General features: G+C 50.4%; 15 protein-coding genes and 3 pseudogenes. 11 read left to right on the forward strand and 7 right to left on the reverse strand.

All coding sequences use genetic code 11. From position 1 onward, the window contains the following. The first annotated feature begins 127 nt into the window (after positions 1-127). A complete protein-coding gene (locus tag ATN88_RS05210; protein ID WP_067412428.1) occupies positions 128-1,123 on the forward strand; it encodes a hypothetical protein in 996 nt (331 codons plus the stop codon). Between the two features lie 33 nt (positions 1,124-1,156). Here ATN88_RS05210 and ATN88_RS05215 read toward each other — a convergent pair whose 3' ends face one another. The 3 genes and pseudogenes from ATN88_RS05215 to ATN88_RS05225 all read right to left on the reverse strand — a co-directional run bounded on the left by ATN88_RS05215 (position 1,157) and on the right by ATN88_RS05225 (position 5,392). Beyond that, the gene (locus tag ATN88_RS05215; protein WP_067412432.1) at positions 1,157-2,779 is read right to left on the reverse strand and encodes a hypothetical protein; all 1,623 of its coding nucleotides are present in this window, start codon (positions 2,777-2,779) and stop codon (positions 1,157-1,159) included. Positions 2,780-3,107: 328 nt separating this feature from the next. Continuing rightward, positions 3,108-4,462 (reverse strand): annotated as a pseudogene (gorA, locus tag ATN88_RS05220) (glutathione-disulfide reductase). Positions 4,463-4,552: 90 nt separating this feature from the next. After that, entirely contained in the window at positions 4,553-5,392 is an 840-nt protein-coding gene (locus ATN88_RS05225) for a 23S rRNA (adenine(2030)-N(6))-methyltransferase RlmJ (protein ID WP_067412811.1), read from the reverse strand. A 136-nt stretch (positions 5,393-5,528) separates the two neighbouring features. Between ATN88_RS05225 and prlC the strand changes: the two genes are divergently transcribed. Further along, positions 5,529-7,571, forward strand: coding sequence for an oligopeptidase A (gene prlC, locus ATN88_RS05230; RefSeq protein ID WP_067412435.1), 2,043 nt, complete (start codon positions 5,529-5,531; stop codon positions 7,569-7,571). 68 nt (positions 7,572-7,639) lie between these two features. Here the strand turns inward: prlC and gppA are convergent, their stop codons facing one another. Both gppA and rhlB read right to left on the reverse strand, forming a co-directional pair. After that, a complete protein-coding gene (gene gppA / locus ATN88_RS05235) occupies positions 7,640-9,124 on the reverse strand; it encodes a guanosine-5'-triphosphate,3'-diphosphate diphosphatase (RefSeq protein WP_067412439.1) in 1,485 nt (494 codons plus the stop codon). 21 nt (positions 9,125-9,145) lie between these two features. Then, positions 9,146-10,447 (reverse strand): ATP-dependent RNA helicase RhlB, encoded by a 1,302-nt coding sequence (gene rhlB, locus ATN88_RS05240; RefSeq protein ID WP_157490663.1) that lies wholly within the window; start codon positions 10,445-10,447, stop codon positions 9,146-9,148. Positions 10,448-10,560: 113 nt separating this feature from the next. On the opposite strand from rhlB, the pseudogene trxA reads away from it, so the two are divergent. The 6 genes and pseudogenes from trxA (at position 10,561) to fre (ending at position 16,536) form a co-directional block, all read left to right on the forward strand. Next, positions 10,561-10,886 (forward strand): annotated as a pseudogene (gene trxA / locus ATN88_RS05245) (thioredoxin TrxA). Between the two features lie 187 nt (positions 10,887-11,073). Further along, a pseudogene (gene rho, locus ATN88_RS05250) lies at positions 11,074-12,338 on the forward strand (transcription termination factor Rho). Between the two features lie 230 nt (positions 12,339-12,568). Continuing rightward, positions 12,569-13,567: a hypothetical protein gene (locus ATN88_RS05255; RefSeq protein WP_067412446.1), complete on the forward strand. Its 999-nt coding sequence runs from the start codon at positions 12,569-12,571 to the stop codon at positions 13,565-13,567. A gap of 97 nt (positions 13,568-13,664) precedes the next feature. Next, positions 13,665-15,545 carry a 4-hydroxy-3-polyprenylbenzoate decarboxylase gene (ubiD, locus tag ATN88_RS05260; RefSeq protein WP_067412451.1) on the forward strand — a complete coding sequence of 627 codons (1,881 nt, stop codon included), beginning with the start codon at positions 13,665-13,667 and terminating at the stop codon, positions 15,543-15,545. After that, positions 15,546-15,827 carry a 2Fe-2S iron-sulfur cluster-binding protein gene (locus ATN88_RS05265; protein ID WP_198158333.1) on the forward strand — a complete coding sequence of 94 codons (282 nt, stop codon included), beginning with the start codon at positions 15,546-15,548 and terminating at the stop codon, positions 15,825-15,827. It abuts the gene before it with no gap. After that, positions 15,817-16,536: an NAD(P)H-flavin reductase gene (fre, locus tag ATN88_RS05270; RefSeq protein ID WP_067412454.1), complete on the forward strand. Its 720-nt coding sequence runs from the start codon at positions 15,817-15,819 to the stop codon at positions 16,534-16,536. Before ATN88_RS05265 ends, fre begins: the two co-directional genes overlap by 11 nt. A gap of 57 nt (positions 16,537-16,593) precedes the next feature. Here fre and ATN88_RS05275 read toward each other — a convergent pair whose 3' ends face one another. Continuing rightward, complete coding sequence (locus ATN88_RS05275; protein ID WP_067412457.1) at positions 16,594-17,472, reverse strand: carboxylate/amino acid/amine transporter; 879 nt, start codon at positions 17,470-17,472, stop codon at positions 16,594-16,596. 104 nt (positions 17,473-17,576) lie between these two features. After that, positions 17,577-18,002 (reverse strand): universal stress protein, encoded by a 426-nt coding sequence (locus tag ATN88_RS05280; protein WP_067412461.1) that lies wholly within the window; start codon positions 18,000-18,002, stop codon positions 17,577-17,579. Positions 18,003-18,682: 680 nt separating this feature from the next. On the opposite strand from ATN88_RS05280, the gene uspB reads away from it, so the two are divergent. The 3 genes from uspB (at position 18,683) to ATN88_RS05295 (ending at position 21,542) form a co-directional block, all read left to right on the forward strand. Continuing rightward, a complete protein-coding gene (uspB, locus tag ATN88_RS05285; protein ID WP_067412819.1) occupies positions 18,683-19,024 on the forward strand; it encodes a universal stress protein UspB in 342 nt (113 codons plus the stop codon). A gap of 134 nt (positions 19,025-19,158) precedes the next feature. Continuing rightward, positions 19,159-20,283, forward strand: a complete 1,125-nt coding sequence (locus ATN88_RS05290) for a mechanosensitive ion channel family protein (RefSeq protein WP_067412465.1) — start codon at positions 19,159-19,161, stop codon at positions 20,281-20,283. Positions 20,284-20,357: 74 nt separating this feature from the next. Then, complete coding sequence (locus ATN88_RS05295; RefSeq protein WP_067412469.1) at positions 20,358-21,542, forward strand: BaiN/RdsA family NAD(P)/FAD-dependent oxidoreductase; 1,185 nt, start codon at positions 20,358-20,360, stop codon at positions 21,540-21,542. Positions 21,543-21,576: the final 34 nt, after the last annotated feature.

Below are 21,576 nucleotides of genomic sequence, written 5' to 3' on the forward strand. Positions count from 1 at the left end.
AAAGGGCAGCCAAGGCTGTCCTTTTTTCTTGTCTTTTTTTGTGAACTTACGCGTATTCTCCCCAATTTAGAACTAAGCTAACTATCTAACAACTCGAAAAAAACACGCCATTTTGGGGAGAGGCAACATGGACGCAACGCGCCTTACGTTTCTGTGTGTTTTGTTCGCACCTTTTATGCTTCTTGCACCTTTGCACGCAGAGGAAAAAGGGTGTGTGCCTGACATCCAATCCGGATGGAAGGTGGTTTCTGATGGTTCTTGTCCTATCGGCGATGGCCTTTGGGGCAGAGATCCAGTGTCTGATAAAGGGCAATTCTGGGTTCAATGCGGCATGCTCAAAAGCCTGCCGAAAAACTGGTTTGCTACCGATCTTCACCGCGCGGTCTTACAAGACCAAATCGTGCTTCTTGAAGAAGGTAGTGAATACCGCTGTCTAGCGGGCCCTTACGATCGCTATTCCATTGCTCAGAAAGTAAGAGATGCCATGCGCAAGCAAGCGTCACTCAAAACTGCATTTGTCCGTGAAGTTGCCCCTTCTGAGGCAATGGAAAGCACTGAGCCAGTTGCGGTTGCGGCAGTGGCACTGGCTGCACCCGTAGTGGTGGCAGAGCCTGTCGTTGCGCCTGTTGAAGTGGTACCCGAGGTGTTGGATACGGCGGTGATGGACACTAAGGTAATGGAGGTCGCAGAGACAGTCGAGCCTGAAGTACTGGCCGTCGCTGACATTCCTACGCCAGAACCTGAGCCAGTTCCTGAAGTGAAAGAAGAAAAGCCTAAAGCGGTCGTGAAGAGGGTGCCACGCAACAAGCGAAGTCGGTCCTATGTAGATGTCGCAGGGCTGCAATCTCCCAAGCCAAGAGGGGATGAGCAGCGTTACACCGACGGCGGAATCGCATGGTGGCGCGCGACTTATGACGAAGCGCGCAGAGCCTGTGAAAAAGACGGTATGTCGCTGGTATCTCTCAACACGCTAAAAACCTTGTCACGACAAGCGGAAACCCGGGACGCGTTTCCCAAACGCTTGCCCTATTGGGTGAAGGAGAACAGAGCATTCGATGTCGTCATGATGGTGCCGATGCCACTTAGAGGAAGCTCGCTGATACACGTGATGTGTGAAGAATAAAAAAAGCGGCCGATTGGCCGCTTTTTTAAATGATTAGCTTTTCACTTTTTGCATTACTTGGCGGCTGTCTAATGTGCCATCCATTTTGTATTTGTAACGCGTCAAGATACCTTCGTCCCAAGCTTTACCAGCAGGTTGGTATTCCCATTTGATCACAAACTGCTTAGAGCATGAGCTGCCTGGAATGTAGTTATTATCATCACAGAACAGAACACCAGAGTTAAGCTCGGTCAATGTTGCCTTAGATTCACGGCCGGCTTGGTTGAACCACCAGTAATCAATTGAAGCCAGTGCTGCATAGTCATGAGCTTCTGTCTCAATTGGCTCCGCAGAGGTATCACCGCCGTCACTGCTACACTCAGTGCCACTCATCGTTAGGCCTTTGCTATCAAAAGCAAAATTTAGTTTCGCGATGTCGCCATTTTCACATACAGATGTCTCTACCCAATCACCAACAAAGTCGACGTAACGGTCTTCGCTCTTAGAGTTGGTTGTGTAGTAGAAGTCCATGTAAGTGGTAGTACGACCATTACAGCTGGTTTCGTCTGCCGATGTACACTTGATTTTCTTGCGAGCAACAGTGTGAACACCGGTAATTGGGTCGTAGAAGCCTGATTGGATTTCACGCTGCCAGTCTTCTGAACCACTGTTGTCAGTATTGTCGTCACGCATGTCGTCGGTAAGGGCGTTTAGCGTTAGTGACGTACAACCTGTTGCGGTGTCAGCACATGCTAGTGGGCCGAAATCAGGAATGCTTTCCCACGTATCTTTCTCATCGGTCTGAAGCTCTTTCGATTTATCCAACAAAATCGTTTTAAAGTGCGCATTCACATCAGAGGAGCTGTAGTAGTCATTTGTTCCTGCCAACGTAGTTACGCCATCAGACTCGAACTTGAAAAGCATAGTCGTCATGCCGCGAGTATCGTTGAACTCCTCTTCAGTCAGGGTTTTATCTGCGTGGATAAACAGGCTCTCAGCACCGTCTGGTGTGTTAGCAACTGTCAGTGATGAGGAGATGAAACGAACTACCTTACCGTTGTCTAGTGCGAAATCAGAAATAGCTTTGTCGTCACCACGTTTGTATTCACTAGAATCCAAAACGCTTGTCATGTGCGCCAATGCTGTCTCTTCATCAACAATTTCTGAAGCACCCATTGCGGTCAAAAAGTTTTCAACACTGTCTTTGCTGCTGAGTACAACATTGCTTAGTAGTTTGGCAATTCTTGGATCGTTCATAGAACGAAGCTCTTCTGGAACGGTCAACATTCCCGTTGCATCACCACCCGCCATTTTATCGAGTGTTTGCAGCAAAATAGCAGTGTTTAGTGCGCTGTTATATTTGCCGGCACCTTCAAATGGCGTGATGATACCGCGACCAGATGCTGCACCAATCTTGATGCCATTTTCGCCACCAATAAAGAAGGTTACGGTTTCACCTTCACGAGCATTAAATGAGCCTTCTGCATCAGTAATGCCAGTGGTACCTGAGCTAGTTTTATAGAATAACCCTTCAACTGCAGCATCAACGAATTTACCTGTAAAGGCTTCTCCGTATGTTGGTGTCGTTGGATTAACTGATGTTGTTGATTCATCGTCATTACAGCCAGCCAGAACCAGTGCAACAGACGCTGCCAAGATTGAAGCTTTAAAGTTCATTTCTCACCCTAAACGAATATTTATGTAAATGCGTGTTATCGCCAAATCACTAAAAGATCTGAGATTTTTGGAATGCATGTCTAAATATTTGAAAGAAATGGCGAATTCAATACGCCTTCTTTTTGTGAGAGTACTTTTTGTTGCTTTTTGAGTGTTTGAATTTTTGTATTGTGAGCTGACGCACTTAGTCCAAGTATTTAGTGGTGAAACAGGTTTTTCTTGTATGAAGAGGGTTGTTAACTTTTCCTTATTTCTTATGTGTTTATATTCAAAAATGACGAATAAAAAAAGCGGCCGATTGGCCGCTTTCTCTTTACCTGTATGATGCTTAACGCATAGTAACGAATTCTTCCGAACCCGTAGGGTGGATCGCCACCACGCTGTCAAAGTCAGCTTTGGTTGCGCCCATCTTCATTGCCACGCCAAAGCCTTGGATCATCTCATCCACAGCGAAGCCAATACCGTGTAGACCGACAACGGTTTCTTCTTCGCCTGCACACACCAGCTTCATTTTGCAAGGCTGACGGTGTTGGGTGACGGCGGTGTACATCGCGGTGAAGCTTGAGGTGTAAACCTTCACGTTGTCTTCGCCATATTGTGCTTTCGCGTCTTGCTCGGTCAGGCCGATGGTGCCGATTGGCGGGTGGCTAAAGACAACGGTCGGTACCAAGTTGTAATCCATCTTGGCGTCGGTTTTGCCGTTGAACAGACGCTCAGACAGCTGACGACCGGCTTTCACTGCCACAGGTGTCAGCTCGATGCCGCCTTCCATGATGTCGCCCACACAGTAGATGCCAGACACGTTCGTGTTCTGGTACTCATCCACTTTGATGTAGCCGTAGTCGTTAGTTTCAACGCCAGCGGCTGCCAGATTGATCTTGTCTGTGGTTGGATGACGGCCGATTGCCAGATCAACACATCGGTGTTGTGGCTTGCGCCGCTTTCAAAGTACAGCGTCAGTGTGCCGTCGGCTTCTTTGACCACTTCTTTTGGTACTGAATGGTTGTGAAGGCTTGGGCCTTCTTTTTCCATCACTTCAACCAGCGTATCGACAATCATCGGGTCGAAGGTGCGAAGCGGGGTTTCTTTGCGGACAAACAGATGAGTGTCTGTACCTAGTGCATTCAGTACACCCGCGATTTCTACCGCGATGTAGCCTGCGCCGACAACAGCAACGCGTTTAGGCTGCTCGTTCAGTTCGAAGAAACCGTTGGAGTCGATACCGTGTTCTGCGCCTGGAATGTTTGGAATGGTTGGCGCGCCGCCCACAGCGATCAGGATGTTGTCCGCTGTGTATTGCTCACCGTTTACTTCCACGGTTTTGGCATCAACAAATTGACCGAAGCCTTCAATCACTTCGATGTTGTTTTTGCCCAGTACGTTTTCGTACGCAGTGTGGATGCGGCTGATATAAGCCTCACGGTTTTCAACCAGCTTCGCCCAATCAAAGTTGTTGATGGTGGTGTCGAAGCCGTAATCAGGGCCGTACATTTTGATAGCTTCGGCAACTTGTGCACCGTGCCACATGACTTTTTTCGGCACACAGCCGACGTTGACACAGGTACCGCCAAGGTGGCGCGCTTCAATCAGCGCAACTTTTGCACCGTACATGGCTGCACGGTTTGCCGATGCAATACCGCCGCTGCCGCCGCCGATACAAATATAATCAAAATGCTTGGCCATGATTTTCTCCATGTTTTTAATTTTTTATTCCCGATGAATGAGGGAATGCTGACTTTCCCTCATGTTATCAGACCTATTTGATTCTGCCTCTTATTCAGGCACGACCCAATTAACAAAGTGGTGGCCGGTATCAGGGGCGATAACCGACTGCAGCCATGGCAGGATGTCTTTCATCTGCTGCTCAAGCTTCCAAGGTGGGTTGATAACAATCATGCCTGATGCTGTCATTCCACGTTCTTCGGAATCCGGTGCGACACCCAACTCAATTTGTAGGATTTTGCGAATCCCCTGTTTCTCAAGCCCTTTGGTAATAAGGTCAATGTTCTTACGATAAACCACTGGATACCAAATCGCATAGGTGCCTGTTGCCCAGCGCTTCACGCTTTCGTCAATTGCATCTACCACATCCTGATATTCGTGTTTTAGCTCGTAAGGTGGGTCAATCAACACCACGCCACGACGCTCTTTTGGCGGCAAGCTGGCTTTCAAACGCGCGTAGCCGTCTTCTTTGTGCATTTTTACCTGACGGTCGCCGCGAAACTCTTGCAGCAACAGCGGGAAATCGCTTGGGTGAAGCTCGGTGAAAATCGCACGGTCTTGTTCGCGAAGCAGGCTGCGACCTACGCGTGGTGAGCCAGGGTAGTAGCGAAGCTTGTTGCCCTGATTCAGCGATTTAATGGTTTGGATGTAAGGTGCGATATCTTCTGGGATATCGTCACGGTCCCAAATCAGGCCAATGCCTTCTTTGTACTCGCCCGTTTTCGCTGCACGCTCATCAGACAGATCGTAGCGACCCGCACCGCTGTGGGTGTCGTGGTATACAAACGCTTTATCCTTTTGCTTTAGCGATTCAATGATAAGGCTTTGTACGATGTGCTTTACCACATCCGCATGGTTGCCAGCGTGAAAGCTGTGGCGGTAACTGAGCATGGTGAGACCTGCAGAAAAACAAATAAGAAAGTAGCGAGCATTATCGCTTATTGAGAGACCAGATGCAGCAACAGCATTGAAAACGCCTCCATTTGCCGCCATAAATACAAGGTGTGAGATTTTTAAGGAATTGACGATGTCCAACCCGCTGTTAACGTTTACTGATTTGCCTCCCTTTTCTGAAATCAAACCGGAGCACGTTCAGCCTGCGGTTGAGCAGGCAATTGCGGATTGCCGCGCGGCGATTGACGCCGTGCTGGAAAACAACACAGACCCAAGCTGGGATACCATTTGTGAGCCATTGGCCGAGAGCGACGACCACCTAAGTCGCATTTGGTCACCCATCGGCCATATGAATGCCGTGGTGAATAGCAAAGCACTTCGTGAAGCCTATGAAGCCTGTCTGCCGCTATTGTCTGATTACTCCACTTGGGTTGGTCAACACAAGCCGCTTTACGATGCTTACAAAGCCATTAAAGCGCGTGATGACTTTGACTCGCTGACGCTGGCGCAGCAAAAGACCATCACAGATTCTCTGCGCGATTTTGAACTGTCAGGTATTGGTCTGCCACCGAACGAGCAGCACCGTTTTGGCGAAATCAGCAAGCGCCTGTCTGAGCTTTCCTCAACCTTCTCCAATAATGTCCTTGATGCCACCATGGGTTGGACCAAGCAAGTGGCTGACGTTGCAGAGCTGGCAGGCATGCCAGAATCAGCACTGGCAGCAGCGCAAGCCCAGGCGGAAGCGAAAGAGCTAGAAGGCTACCTGCTGACGTTGGATATTCCTTCTTACCTGCCTGTTATGACCTACTGCGACAACCGAGAACTTCGCCGTGAGATGTACGAAGCGTACACCACGCGCGCCTCTGATCGCGGGCCAAACGCTGGGGAGTGGGATAACACTGACCTAATCAATGAAACCCTGCTGCTGAAAAACGAAATCGCACGTCTGCTGGGCTTTGGCACATACAGCGAGCTGTCTTTGGCAACCAAGATGGCAGCGACCACCGATCAGGTGATGACCTTCTTAAATGAACTGGCTGAAAAAGCGCGCCCACAAGGTGAAAAAGAGTTCGCGGCGTTGAATCAGTTCGCCAAGGACACTTACGGTGTTGACGCACTGGAGCCTTGGGATGTTGGCTACTACGCCGAAAAGCTCAAGCAACACCAGTTCAGCATTTCAGATGAAGAGCTGCGCCCATACTTCCCAGAGTCACGTGCGGTGTCTGGTCTGTTTGAAGTGCTCAAGCGTGTGTTTGGCATGGACGTGAAACGTCGCGAAGGCGTCGACGTGTGGCACGAGTCGGTTTCTTTCTACGACATCTTCGATGCCAATGGCGATCTGCGCGGCAGTTTCTACCTTGACCTGTATACACGCGAACACAAACGTGGCGGTGCGTGGATGGATGAGTGCCGTGTGCGCCGAGTGACCGAATCTGGTGACGTTCAAACGCCAGTGGCTTACTTGACCTGTAACTTCAACAAGCCTGTGGGCGGTAAACCTGCACTGTTTACCCATGACGAAGTGGTGACCTTGTTCCACGAGTTCGGCCACGGTATTCACCACATGCTGACCAAAGTAGATATCTCGTCTGTGTCTGGTATCAATGGCGTGCCATGGGATGCGGTTGAGCTGCCAAGTCAGTTCCTCGAAAACTGGTGCTGGCAGGAAGAGGCATTGGCGTTTATCTCTGGTCATTACGAGACTGGCGAGCCACTGCCAAAAGAGATGCTAGATAAGATGCTGGCAGCGAAGAATTACAACTCTGCGATGGGTATGCTGCGTCAGTTGGAATTCGGCCTGTTCGATTTCACCTTGTTCACACGCTTTGATCCTGAAGAAGGTGCGAAAGTGCTGGAAACACTGGCAGACGTGAAAAACCGTGTGGCGGTTGTGCCGTCGCCAGAGTGGAACCGCTTCCCGCATTCTTTCAGCCATATCTTTGCGGGTGGCTACAGCGCAGGCTATTACAGCTACCTGTGGGCAGAGGTGCTGTCTTCAGATGCGTTCAGCCGCTTTGAAGAAGAAGGTATCTTCAACACTGAAACGGGTAACTCGTTCCTAGAGAACATTCTGGAACGTGGTGGCAGTGAGGAGCCGATGGAGCTGTTCAAACGTTTCCGTGGCCGCGAGCCTTCACCTGATGCACTGCTGCGCCACAGCGGCATTGGTGTTTAACTCGCTTATCCAAATAAAAAAGCACGCCAAATGGCGTGCTTTTTTGTGTCTGCGTTAACGCAAAGGTGTTATGCCTCGACGATCAACGGCCAGTAGTTGTCACTTTGGCGTTGCTCTTCGAGCATCAACTCGTTGGCCATCAGTGCGTTGCTTTCAAGCCAGCCTTTTTCCAATGAGAGCGTCAGCGCATCGTCATTCGCATTGAGTGTGAAGGGCGGAATGGCCGTTGCCTCACGGCGGTGACACAAGATCACAGCCAGTCTTAGAAGGCGCAACAGACGGTTTGCGCTGGTGGCGGACAGGGCGTTTTGGCCGCTGATCGGTACTAATTGTTCTCTGTGATGATGAAGCATTTCAGCCAGCAGTTGTTTCTGTGCGCCGGTATAGCCGGGCAGATCTAAGTTGCTGAGAAAGTATGCTGCATGTTCACCAGCACGCTTAAAGCCAAGCGTCATGCCGATTTCGTGGAACGAGGCTGCCGCTTCGAGCAGGGTAGGGCCGACAGACTCTTTGACCCAGTTCTCGCCGCATTGAGCCAATAAAGACAGTGCTGTCTTTGCCACGTTGTCCGCGTGAACCGCATCGAGTTGAAAACGGGACTGTATGCTTTGAATGGTACGCTTTCGGATGTCATGCTCTTGCATTGTATCCATCATGCCATACACCAAGCCTTCACGTAGCGCGCCGCCTGCCAGTGTCATCGATTCAATGCCAAGCTCTTCGAACACGGCAATAAGAATAGACAGGCCACTTGGGAACACGAGAGCACGTTCCAGCGTGAGACCATCGATGTCCAACTCTTCCACCTGACCAAAGCCGATGGCTTGTTTGCGAAGACGGTGTAGTTTCGCCAAGGTAATGGTTTCATCCATCCCTTGGGTGACCATAATTTCCTGCAATGCCTGAACGGTGCCGCTTGCGCCGACACACATATTCCAGCCAAGCTCGCGATAGCGTTGCACCATAGGTGCCAACACGGTTTTAGCACCGTCGATAGCGCGTTTGAAGCTTGCCTCGGTCAGTGAGCGGTCTTTGAAGTGTTTCTCAAGCCAAGTCACGCAGCCCATTTCGAGGCTGGTGAGAGCCGCTGCTTCAAACCCTTCACCGATGATGATTTCCGTACTCGCGCCGCCAATATCGACCACCAGTCGCTTGCCTTTGCCGCCTGAGGTATGTGCCACGCCCTGATAAATGGTGCAGGCTTCCTCTTCACCGGAAATCACGGTGATAGGGTGGCCTAAGATCTGATTGGCGTTTGCAATAAACACATCGGCGTTTTTCGCACTGCGAAGTGCCGCGGTAGCGACGATACGGATGTTGGATGAAGGAATGTCTTGCAGGCGCTCTGCAAAAAGAGAAAGGCAGTCCCAACCGCGTTGCATGGCTTCATGAGACAGAATGAGGTTTTCGTCCAGACCGGAGGCGAGACGAACTTTGCGTTTGATCTTTGCCAGCGTTTGTACGCTGCCTTGAACTTCTCTCACGACCAACATGTGGAAGCTGTTCGAGCCGAGATCAATGGCAGCGAACAGGGGCGAACGCGCGTTATCCATGCTTGGTTACCCCTGATTTAATTACGCTTTTTGTGTCGATGGGCGACGGCGACCACGGCTACGTGGTTGAGAGCCTGACGTTTTACCCGTTGTGTTACGACGGCTGTTAACTTGACGTGGACGCTGAACCTTCAATGGAGCAGGCAGGTCAGTCATCAGTGCATCGTGGTTGTACTCAGACACTGGGATCGCGTGCTCGATGTATTCTTCGATCGCTGGCAGGTTTACCGCGTACTCTTCACACGCAAAGCTGATCGATGAGCCGCTCGCACCTGCACGGCCAGTACGGCCAATACGGTGAACGTAATCTTCGCAATCATCAGGCAGATCGTAGTTGAACACGTGTGTTACTTGCGGGATGTGCAGACCACGTGCCGCAACGTCGGTTGCAACTAGGATGTCCAAGTTACCCTTGGTGAACTCTTCCAGAATTTTCACACGCTTTTTCTGCGGTACATCACCGGTCAGCAGACCTGCACGAAGGTCATCAGCAGCCAGGTGGCCCCAAATCTCTTCACAGCGGTGCTTGGTGTTTGCAAACACGATCGCGCGCTCTGGCCATTCTTCTTCAATCAACGTTTGAAGCAGTTGCATCTTGTCGTTGTTCGATGGGTAGAACAGTTCTTCTTTGATGCGGTGACCGGTTTTCTGCTCTGGCTCAACAACCACATGTTCAGGATTGGTCATGTGTTCAAACGCCAACTCTTGTACGCGGTATGACAGCGTGGCAGAGAACAGCATATTTAGACGATCGGCAGGAGCAGGCATACGACGGAACAAGAAGCGGATGTCTTTAATGAAGCCCAGATCGAACATACGGTCTGCTTCATCAAGCACAACAGCTTGGATGCTACGCAAGTCAATCACGCGTTGCTTGTAGAAGTCGATGATGCGGCCAGTGGTACCGATCAGGATGTCGACACCCTCTTCCAGTACTTTCTGTTGCTTCTCATAGGCTTCACCGCCATACGCTAGACCCGCTTTTAGCGTGGTAGAGGCCAGCAACGGAGCAGCATCATTGTAGATCTGGATCGCAAGTTCGCGTGTTGGTGCCATAATGATGGCGCGCGGACAGTTTTTCTTGCGGTCGGCAGGTGCCTCCGTCGTCAGCAGATGGTGGAAAGTCGCAGTCAGGAATGCCAGTGTTTTACCGGTACCCGTTTGGGCCTGTCCTGCAATGTCTTGGCCGGTGAGCAGGACCGGCAATGCCAAGGCTTGGATAGGGGTACAATTATGAAACCCTTTTTCTTCCAAACCCTTGATAACATCGGCGTGAAGACCGAAGTCGGCAAATTTCTGCTCTGTGAGATGCGTCATTTTCATCTGCATAGAATATCAGCTTAGGCTTGCAATACGAAAGTGAATACATTCAAATAGTGCGATGATTTGCTGGTTGGTATATCACCAGTGACAAAAAATAATCATTGGAGTGAAAGATGAGCGACAAGATTTTGCAGCTGACCGACGCCAGCTTCGACGCAGATGTAATTAATGCCGCAGGCCCTGTACTGGTAGATTTCTGGGCTGAATGGTGTGGTCCATGTAAAATGATCGCCCCTATCTTGACGAAATCGCTGAAGAATACGAAGGCAAAGTCACTATCGGTAAACTGAATATCGACCAAAACGCAGGTACACCACCTAAGTTTGGTATCCGCGGTATTCCAACGCTGCTTCTGTTCAAAGACGGCGGCGTAGCAGCAACCAAGGTTGGTGCTCTGTCTAAGACTCAACTGAAAGAGTTCCTAGACGCAAACCTGTAATGTGATCGATAAGCCGTGTACTACCCAGACACGGCTTATTTGTTCCCGCCAACTAGACACATTCCCGATCTGGTGCTAATTTATTGCACGTAAATTGTTCATCTGTTCATTTCTTGATCACATCCGTGATTACTCAACTCTTAACTAACATCAGATCTCAACTTTGACTGACAAGACACCTACCACTATGAATCTTACCGAACTGAAGAATCAGGCCGTTTCTGAGCTGGTCGCTTTGGGCGAAAGCATGGGCCTCGAAAACCTTGCCCGCTCCGTAAACAAGACATCATTTTCGCAATCCTTAAGCAACACGCAAAAGGTGGCGAAGACATCTTTGGTAACGGTGTGCTGGAAATTCTTCAGGACGGTTTTGGCTTCCTGCGTAGCGCAGACAGTTCTTACCTTGCCGGCCCGGATGATATCTACGTATCACCAAGCCAGATCCGCCGCTTTAACTTGCGCACTGGTGACACCATTTCAGGCAAAATTCGTCCACCAAAAGACGGTGAGCGTTACTTCGCCCTGCTGAAAGTAAACGAAGTTAACCACGACAAGCCTGACAATGCCCGCAACAAGATCCTGTTTGAAAACTTGACGCCACTGCACGCGAATGAGCGTATGGTGATGGAGCGTGGTAACGGTTCTACTGAAGACATCACGGCACGTGTGCTGGATTTGGCTTCGCCAATCGGTAAGGGCCAGCGTGGTCTGATTGTTGCTCCGCCAAAAGCGGGTAAAACCATGCTGCTGCAAAACATTGCACAGAGCATTGCATACAACCACCCAGAGTGTGAGTTGATGGTTCTTCTGATTGACGAACGTCCAGAGGAAGTGACCGAGATGCAGCGTCTGGTTAAAGGCGAAGTAATTGCATCTACCTTTGATGAGCCAGCAAGCCGTCACGTACAAGTTGCGGAAATGGTGATCGAGAAGGCGAAGCGCCTGGTTGAGCACAAGAAAGATGTGGTTATCCTGCTTGACTCTATCACGCGTCTGGCGCGTGCATACAACACCGTGGTACCAAGCTCAGGTAAAGTACTGACAGGTGGTGTGGACGCAAATGCATTGCACCGTCCGAAGCGTTTCTTCGGTGCGGCACGTAACGTTGAGGAAGGCGGTAGCCTGACTATCATCGCGACAGCACTGGTTGATACCGGTTCTAAGATGGATGAAGTTATCTACGAAGAATTTAAAGGTACAGGTAACATGGAACTGCACCTGTCTCGTAAGATTGCCGAGAAGCGTGTCTTCCCAGCGATTGACTTCACCCGCTCAGGTACCCGTCGTGAAGAGCTTCTGACCAAGCCTGATGAGCTGCAGAAGATGTGGATCCTGCGTAAGATTGTTCACCCAATGGGCGAAATCGAAGGCATGGAATTCCTGATCGACAAGTTGGCGATGACCAAAACCAACGACGAATTCTTCGAAGCGATGCGCCGTCAAAAATCATAACGACGCTGATTTCGACAAAAAAGCACCGTATTTACGGTGCTTTTTTCATATTTATGGAAGACAAAACCACATGTTGTTATCCTTCGCGCGGCCATTTCTCTTGTGGTCAGATGAAGATAGCAACATCTGCTAACGATTCTGTGAGTTGCTAAAGCGACCAGCGCGCAGCAAAATTATGACTTACAGCGACACCGTTGGCTCAAGGGGCGAGCTGACTTAGGATTTCTAGGATGAAACGGTTTCTGGTTATATTTTTGTTGTTGGGTACAGGTGCTTTCAGTGCCGTTACCCGCGCGATCACGCTAACACCCAATGATGTTGCCGCTCATATGTCTGAACCGGGACACGTCGGGATTGTGTTGCATGCCCGTCAGCTTTTCGACCTCAATGACTTCGAGTCACTCCAAACCTATCTCGAGGCGCAGCCAGAGCTTTTACAAGAAGAGCTTCTGATGATCCTTGCTCGGCGCTCATTTGATTTTTCTCGTATGACCCCTGAGCGCGAAGCCTTCTTAAAACGCATCAGCCAAGAGCAGCCCAAATACATGGTAAGAAGCCAAGGCGATGGGTTTTGGGCGACCATGCCAGCGTTTAACTATGCAGGTGAAGCCAAGTGGGTGCTTAACCATTGGAAAATTCATCAATTGCAGGCTGAAGCTCTGCAACTGCTCGCCGCAGACCAGTTATCGTTGGCAAGTTGGCTAGAATTCTCTTCAAAAGACTACCCATTGCGTCGTCAGGCCATTTTGGATGCTATTCCGCATCTCGAGCCTTCCGCATGCAAAAAGCTAGAAAATATCTATTTGGCTGATAAAAACATGGTGTGGGTACCAGACAATGCCATTTTGGTCGCCTTGGTCGAACAAACCCAAAGTGACGCCTTGTATGAGCTTCTATGGCTTCGACGCACCGACTCTTACAGTTTGGATGCGCTACAGAAGTTAGGCGTGCCACCTGTCAAACCAGAGGCGATTGAGCAGATGATGGCGGCCACCATCAACCCAGTGTTGACCGACACGGCAAACCGTCAGTTGGCAAGCATTCACCCGATGCCTGAGTCGGTGAAAGCCTTTATGGTGAAACAACTGGGTAACCGCAATTTCGGTAAAGACGTGGCCATCATGCTCGCGCAACAAGGGCACACGCCGTGGTTGGAGTCTTTGCTGGAAACAACCTCTGGCGTCACATACCGAAATATTGAAAACGGACTCGAGACGCTAACCCGTTAAGCGTGATAGCCTCATTGTATTGAGGCTTTCGTGTTCCTTCGCACGTATCCCATTGTGTGGGTATATCCCTAAGCCGATAAATCTACCCAGGAAGGTTATGAAATTTACTGATTTACGCGTGTTCCTCGACCACTTGGAATCCATTGGCGAACTAAAGCGCATCTCACATCCCGTCGACCCTGATCAAGAAATCACAGAAATTGCTGACCGTACACTTCGTGCGGGTGGTCCGGCTTTGCTGTTTGAAAATCCGGTTGGGTATGACATGCCAGTGCTAGCCAACTTGTTTGGTACACCAAAGCGAGTGGCGATTGGCATGGGACGCAGCGAGGTCAAGGAGCTTCGTGAAGTTGGAAAGCTATTGGCTTACCTAAAAGAGCCTGAGCCACCAAAAGGCTTCAAAGACGCATTAGAAAAACTGCCTGTGTTCCGCCAAGTGCTGAACATGCCAGCAAAGCGTCTTCGCAAAGCACCGTGTCAGGAGATTATCTGGCAGGGCGAGGACGTAGACTTAGATAAAATCCCAGTGATGAGCTGCTGGCCGGGGGATGTGGCACCGCTTTTGACATGGGGTTTAACCATCACCAAAGGGCCAACCAAAAAGCGTCAGAACCTTGGAATTTATCGTCAGCAAAAAATCGGTAAGAACAAGGTCATTATGCGCTGGCTAGCCCACCGTGGTGGTGCGCTGGATTTGCGTGATTGGATGGAAACCCACCCGGGTAAACCATTTCCTTTGTCCGTGGCCTTTGGTGCCGATCCTGCGACCATTTTGGGCGCGGTGACGCCAGTGCCTGATACCTTGTCGGAATATGCCTTTGCCGGATTGCTGCGAGGCAGTAAAACCGAAGTCGTGAAAAGCATCAGCAATGAGCTAGATGTACCGGCCAGCGCGGAGATCGTGATGGAAGGTTACATCGACCCAACCGAGTATGCCGATGAAGGGCCGTATGGCGACCACACGGGCTACTATAACGAAGTTGAGCGTCACCATGTGTTCACCGTTACTCACGTGACCATGCGCCAAAAACCGATTTACCACAGCACTTACACCGGGCGTCCACCGGACGAACCTGCGGTACTGGGTGTGGCGTTGAATGAAGTGTTCGTGCCGATTTTGCAAAAGCAGTTCCCAGAGATTGAGGACTTTTACTTACCGCCAGAAGGGTGCTCATACCGCATGGCGGTGGTGACAATGAAGAAGCAATACCCAGGACACGCCAAACGCGTGATGATGGGTGTGTGGTCTTTCTTGCGCCAGTTTATGTACACCAAATATGTGTTGGTGTGTGATGACGACGTGAATGCCCGCGATTGGCACAGTGTGATGCAGGCAGTGACCACTCACATGGAGCCAAAGCGCGATACCTTGTTCATTGAGCACACGCCGATTGATTCTTTGGACTTTGCCTCTCCGGTTGCGGGTTTAGGCTCTAAAATGGGCTTGGACGCAACGCGAAAATGGGACGCAGAAAATGTCGGTTATGACATTCCTGCGCCACGCATTGCCGACGCCGCGCTCAGTGCCAGCATTGACGCCCTGAAAGAGGCGCACCCAGCACTGGTTGAGGTTTACTTACCCAAGGAAGCCGTGGCGAACACCATGGTGTTGGCGAGTATCAACAAGCAAGCCGAGGGTGACGGGTCGCGTATCATCAATGCTATTTGGGATACATTGGGTCAGCATATCGACATAAAATTTGTCATGCTCTTTGACGATGAAGATGTGAACCTGCGCGATTGGAACGACGTTATTTGGGCAATTACCACCCGAATGGATCCGGCTCGTGATACCCTTGTGCGCGGTCACGAGGCGAAAGGGCAAGAATCGCCCATCGCGGCTGTGGGGTCTAAAATGGGATTAGATGCCACAAATAAATGGCCAGGTGAGTCAACACGAGAGTGGGGCACACCTATCACCAAAGATCCCGCGATCGTCGCCAAAGTAGACGACATGTGGAACAAACTGGGTTTATAAATGATGTATCGGGTACATCTGATGCCATCAGGCGCAGCGTTTGAAGTGTCGGCACACCAGACTGTCTTACAAGGCGCACTGGAAGCAGATGTCCCATTTCCTAACCGTTGTCAGATCGGGGCATGTGCGTCCTGTTTATGCAGGCTGGTTGAAGGTGATGTGCGATATCACTTAGAGCCAATGCTCACGGAGCAAGAAAAAGAACAAGGCTGGATATTTGCCTGTCAGGCGATCCCATGCAGCGATCTGGTGGTTAGTTTTGAGGAAAGCGATGACTATTAATTGTGAAGTCCTGTCAGTGTCATCACTGACGAACAACACCTACCGAATTTTACTAAAACCTGCTCAGCCGGTGGATTACAAGGCAGGTCAATACCTGCTGGCTGTAATGGGCGAGAAAGACAAGCGTCCGTTCTCGATTGCGAGCAGCCCTTGTCGCCAAAACGGCCACGAGCTGGAGCTGCATATCGGTGCGGCGGATGAAAACGCCTATGCATCGGAAGTGGTGAAAGCGGCGCAAGCAACCTACGAGAAGGGAGATAATTCTTTCCTTATCGAAGCGCCGCACGGCAACGCATGGCTGCGTGATGAACGTCAGCGTCCACTGGTGTTGATTGCAGGTGGCACAGGTTTTTCTTACGTGCGCAGCATGCTGGACCACTGTTTGAGCCAAGGTTTTGACCAGCCAATCTTTCTTTACTGGGGTGGCCGCGACCTAAGCCAGCTTTACGCCAATGAGGAAATGGAAGCACTGGCACTGAAAAACAGCCAGTTAACGTACATTCCGGTTGTTGAAAATGCGCCTGAAGGTTGGAGCGGCAAAGTCGGTAACGTGCTAGAAGCGGTGATGGAAGATTTCGTGTCCTTGTCTGCTTACGATATCTACATTGCAGGTCGCTTCGAAATGGCGGGTGCAGCACGTGAGATGTTCTGTAACGAGCGTGGTGCAGAGCGCGACCACCTGTTTGCCGACGCTTACGCCTTCTTGTAATGAGCAAGATAGACAAATAAAAACACCGCCAGTTGGCGGTGTTTTTTTATCTGTACATTAGGCGTTCGCGGTTTGCGCCTCGATTTTCTTTTTCACCCAGGTTTCGTTGACCCACAGTGAGGCCAAAATCACCGCGCCGCCAATGGCGAGCGTGACCAAATCGGCGTTACGGTTCCAGATAAGTACGTTCACCACAATACCCGCAGGTACAAGCACGTTGTTCATCACGGCCAATGCTCCTGCATTCACCAGCGTCGCGCCTTTGTTCCAAAGGAAGTAGCCCACACCGGACGCGATGGTGCCTAAGTAAATCAAAATGCCCCACTGAAGGTGGGTGGTCGGCAGTTTGTCTGGGTTGCCCAGCAGCAAAAATGCGGGCAGAGCAACACACAGCGCCCCGAGATAAAACAGGCCGAAGACAGTGTGCTGCGGAATCGCTTTATCTGCACGCTCCATCACAACTTTATAACTGACCTGACCGATTGCAAAACAGAGGTTTGCGCCCTGAACAATCAGAAAACCCAGCATAAAATTCGGGTTCACTGAGGCGAACTTGATCACCACAGCGCCAAGCACGGCCAGTGCCGCTGTCATCAGGTACCAAGGTGAAAAACGACGGTGCATCAAATCATAGGTCAGGGTGACATACACCGGCGTAAACACGGTAAACAGCAGGACTTCCGGTACGGAAAGGTAAAGGAAAGACTGATAGTAGAAGCAGTACATCAAGCCAAGTTGAATGCCACCTATGGCCATCAGCTTTAGCATCAGTGGGCGGGGAATGCCTTTTAAACGCAGAAACGGTAAGAAAACCAAGCCTGCCAGTGCAACACGCGTGACCACAGAAAACCAAGAGTCCACTTGTCCTGCCAAGTACACGCCAATCAAGCTGAACGAGAACGCCCAAAGAAAGGTAACAAAAGAAAGATAGCCCATCTCGAATCTCTAAAAACCACAAAATTGCCGCCAAGTGTACTGCATTTGGCGGCAACGTGTAGCTATCGTTCTTCTGGACGGAGGAGCTTAGAAAGTTCCTGCGATCAGCTTGGCAGCGGCACCATCAGCATGTCGACCGGGGTCTTGTTGATAAGTTGCTTGGCTGAAGAAATCAGGGTGCTCCAGAAATCTTGGTGGTGGCCACAAATCACCAGATCAATCCCGAAATGACCGATGGACTCTGTGATTTCATCGGCGAGATCGCCACTTGCAACCAAGGTGTGGGTCACCGGCGTGTCGCTCAGTTTCGCTAACTTGTTAAGCTGAGATTGTGCCTCTTCAATGATTTGATTGCGGGTTTCGACCATGTTGATGTCAATCAGGCCGGTGTAGAGCTGGGCATAGTTAACATCAATGTGGATCAGCGAGAGTTTCGCACCCAATGGCGCGGCGAGCGCAGCCCCTTTTTGGATCAGTTTTTCGCTGTCGGCAGATAAGTCCACGGCGACAAGAATATGTTTATAGCCCATAACCAAACTCCCTAAAAATGCTCGGTGTGGATGATATGAAGATACCGAGAAAGATGAGCAAAAAGTAGCACTGTCTCCGCATTAAGACTGTCGAGCAGATCCCACTGCTGATGTCGATTTTAAACCCAGTACATTGTGGTTAATTTTTGTTGGTGATTTTGTTAAATTATAGTAGAGCGAAAGCCTATGGGATTGATAAAAAAGGGAAGATTCTCAGGTTAAAAATAGGCTGCAACATGAAATCTCCCTCAGATCCACTTGGCGTTTTCGCCATCAACTCTATACTTAAAGTGAAAGCTTCTCGGATCGGCAACGTATGTTGCCACCATTTAAGAGCTAGGATTTCTTCATCAAGCGCGTGTTTTGCGAATAGGGTCAGGGTATCTCGCCCGCGACAAAGAAAAGAAGTGAATTCGCACACGTTATCTTTACTCACCAAGAGTAAGCTAAATACAAATCTCAACGTATTAAGTGACACGCGCTGAGAAGAAGACCGTCTTAGGGCATTGAGGGGTAAATCATCAGGTCGGGGACGACGGAAAGCCCTGTTATTCGAAGATAAAGGTTTGGCGAGTATCGCCAAGGCGGCATCTACTTCTGTAATGGACGACCCAGAAAGAGATGACAACGATGATCACTCATCGCTGGGTTCCCCATCGGCAACTATGGGAGAAGAGACCATGAGCGGAGACGCGTTAATAATTGCGATATTTTTTGTCATGCTGGTGAACATCATGCGTTACATGAGTTCACTCAGAGCCTTGCTGTGCATGATGCGAGAGGCTAACCCGCTGCTGTATCAGCAGGTGAACCGTGGCAATAACAACTTCTTTTCGCCACAAGGCGATATCAGTCGGCAAAAGCGTTTGTTTCACTACATTCGCAGCCAAGAATACCTGCATCATCACGATGAAGCGTTTATCGCCAAGTGTAATAAAGTCCGCCACCTCTTCATTCTTTCGACAGCACTGGTCGTTGCGCTTGTTGTCTCCCTCTTTTTTGTGGCATTTGCAGGACTTTGATTGGCAGCATAAAGGCGTCACATTGCCGTGACAGACTTTGCGGACAATCCTATTTTTCAAAAACGCTGGCTTGAGCCAGCGTTTTTTTTGTTACTCTCGACGCAGCAAAATGAAATCGGACGTAAGGGGATCATGTGGACAAGTTTCTTGCTTGGTGGCACAGCAGTTCACCGGACTTGAATTGGAACTGGCTTGAGCACATTGGGCTGTTGCTCGGCGCGGCAGCCGTGGCTTGGGTGGTTTGGCATGTCGTGATTGGTAAGCTGCTCGCTATCGCCCAAAAAACAAAAACAGAATGGGACACCATCCTTATCCATGCGGTGAGCTCGCCAATGAGTGTGTTGATCTGGCTATGGCCATCAACGTATGCCATTGACAGCTTGGTGGAGGCCGTCACAAAGGTCACCACAGATTGGTTTGTCGTTTCCCGTCGTGTGCTGGTTTTCGCTGTCGTTTTGTGGGCAATGCTTCGCTTGGTGAACGGCATCGAAGCCTATCTGATGAAATCAGACAAACGCGACCAAACGACGGTTGCCGCGATGGGACATATCATGCGTCTCATGCTGGCGGTGATCGGTGTGCTGACTGCCTTGCAAGAATTTGGCATCAGCCTGACGGGTCTTCTGACCTTCGGTGGTGTGGGTGGTTTGATTGTCGGTCTGGCGGCAAAAGATCTGCTTTCCAACTTCTTTGGCGGCTTGATGATTTACTTCGACCGCCCGTTCAAAGTGGGCGACTGGATAAGTTCACCAGACAGAAATATCGAAGGCACGGTTGAGCGTATCGGCATGCGCATGACCATGATACGTACGTTTGAGAGCCGTCCGCTCTATGTGCCTAACTCGGTGTTTAGCAGCATAGTGGTACAAAACCCATCACGGATGCGAAACCGCCGCATCAACGAAACCATCGGTATTCGCTACAAAGATGCGGACAAAATGGCGGGCATTGTCGCGGACGTCAAAACCATGCTGGAGCAGCACCCAGATATCGAACACAGCGCAACGCTGATGGTGAACTTCGACGCCTTTGCCGGTTCCTCGCTAAACTTCTTTATCTATACCTTCACTAAAACAGTGAACTGGGCGCGATACCATGAAGTGAAGCAGGATGTGATGCTGCAAATTGTCGATATTGTGCATGCGCACGGCGCAGATTTCGCCTTCCCAACCCGCACCATTGCCTTTGAGCGTGATGATGCGGTAGAAGCCGCGATACCCGTGAATGCGGAAGCGGAATTTTCGCAGAATAAAAACTAAACAGGTTTCATACTGGTTCAAAACCTGTCGGGCGGCTACAATGCCGCCCGTTTTCGATGTCGTGAGTTAGAAAAATGAAGCAAGTTGATGTAGTGATCATTGGTGCAGGTGCTGCAGGCCTGATGTGCGCAGCCCAAGCGGGCAAGCGTGGCCGCTCTGTGCTGGTGGTCGACAATGGTAAAAAGCCGGGACGCAAAATTCTGATCTCCGGTGGTGGCCGCTGCAACTTCACTAACTACGACGTGACGGCGGCGAACTATGTTTGTCGTAACCCGCACTTTGCTAAATCTGCATTGGCGCAATACAGCCAGTGGGATTTTTTCTCCATGGTGAATGAATACGGTATCGCGTGGGAAGAGCGTGAGCACGGTCAGCTGTTCTGCATCGATTCGGCAAAAGATATCGTCGAAATGCTGCTAAAAGAGTGTGACTTGCCAAACGTAGAACAACGCTACCGTTGTGATGTCCACGATATCGAGAAAACAGACGACGGCTTTACCCTGAAGCTGGATACTGACACCGTGGCGTGCCAGTCGCTGGTCGTGGCAACAGGCGGTCTGTCGATGCCAAAACTGGGTGCTACACCGTTTGGTTACCACATCGCCGAGCAGTTTGGTCTGGCCCGAATTCCGACCACCGCAGGTTTGGTGCCATTTACCTTGCATGACAAAGACAAAGCGGCGTTTGCAGATTTGTCTGGCATTGCATTCCCAGTGACCATCACCACAGAAAGCGGTGTGCTGTTTAAAGAAAACCTGCTGTTTACCCACCGTGGCCTGTCGGGCCCTGTGGTACTGCAAGTCAGTTCTTACTGGAAACCAGGCGAGAAAGTCGCGGTTAACCTACTGCCGGATTTGGACGTAGTGGAAACGCTGAATGCCATGCGCGACAAGCACCCGCTGCAGAGCTTGAAAAACAGCTTGGCGCGTTTGCTGCCAAGACGTTTGATTGAAGCCATGATGGAGCGTGGTGACATGCAAGACAAACCGCTTAAGCAGCTCAACCCGAAAGACATTGAGGCACTCGCCGATTACCTGCACAACTGGAACATCGCGCCAAACGGCACCGAAGGCTACCGCACTGCGGAAGTGACCTTGGGTGGTGTGGACACCGACGAGCTTTCTTCCAAAACCATGGAAGCGAAGAAAGTGCCGGGTCTGTACTTTGTTGGTGAAGTGATGGATGTGTCAGGCTGGCTGGGCGGCTACAACTTCCAGTGGGCGTGGAGCTCAGGCTGGGTTGCGGGTCAAAACGTCTGATTGGCTCTCACCGAAGACTCGATAAAGGCAAAAT

Origin of the sequence: Enterovibrio coralii (assembly GCF_001559595.1) — a bacterium.
GTDB classification, from domain to species: domain Bacteria; phylum Pseudomonadota; class Gammaproteobacteria; order Enterobacterales; family Vibrionaceae; genus Enterovibrio; species Enterovibrio coralii.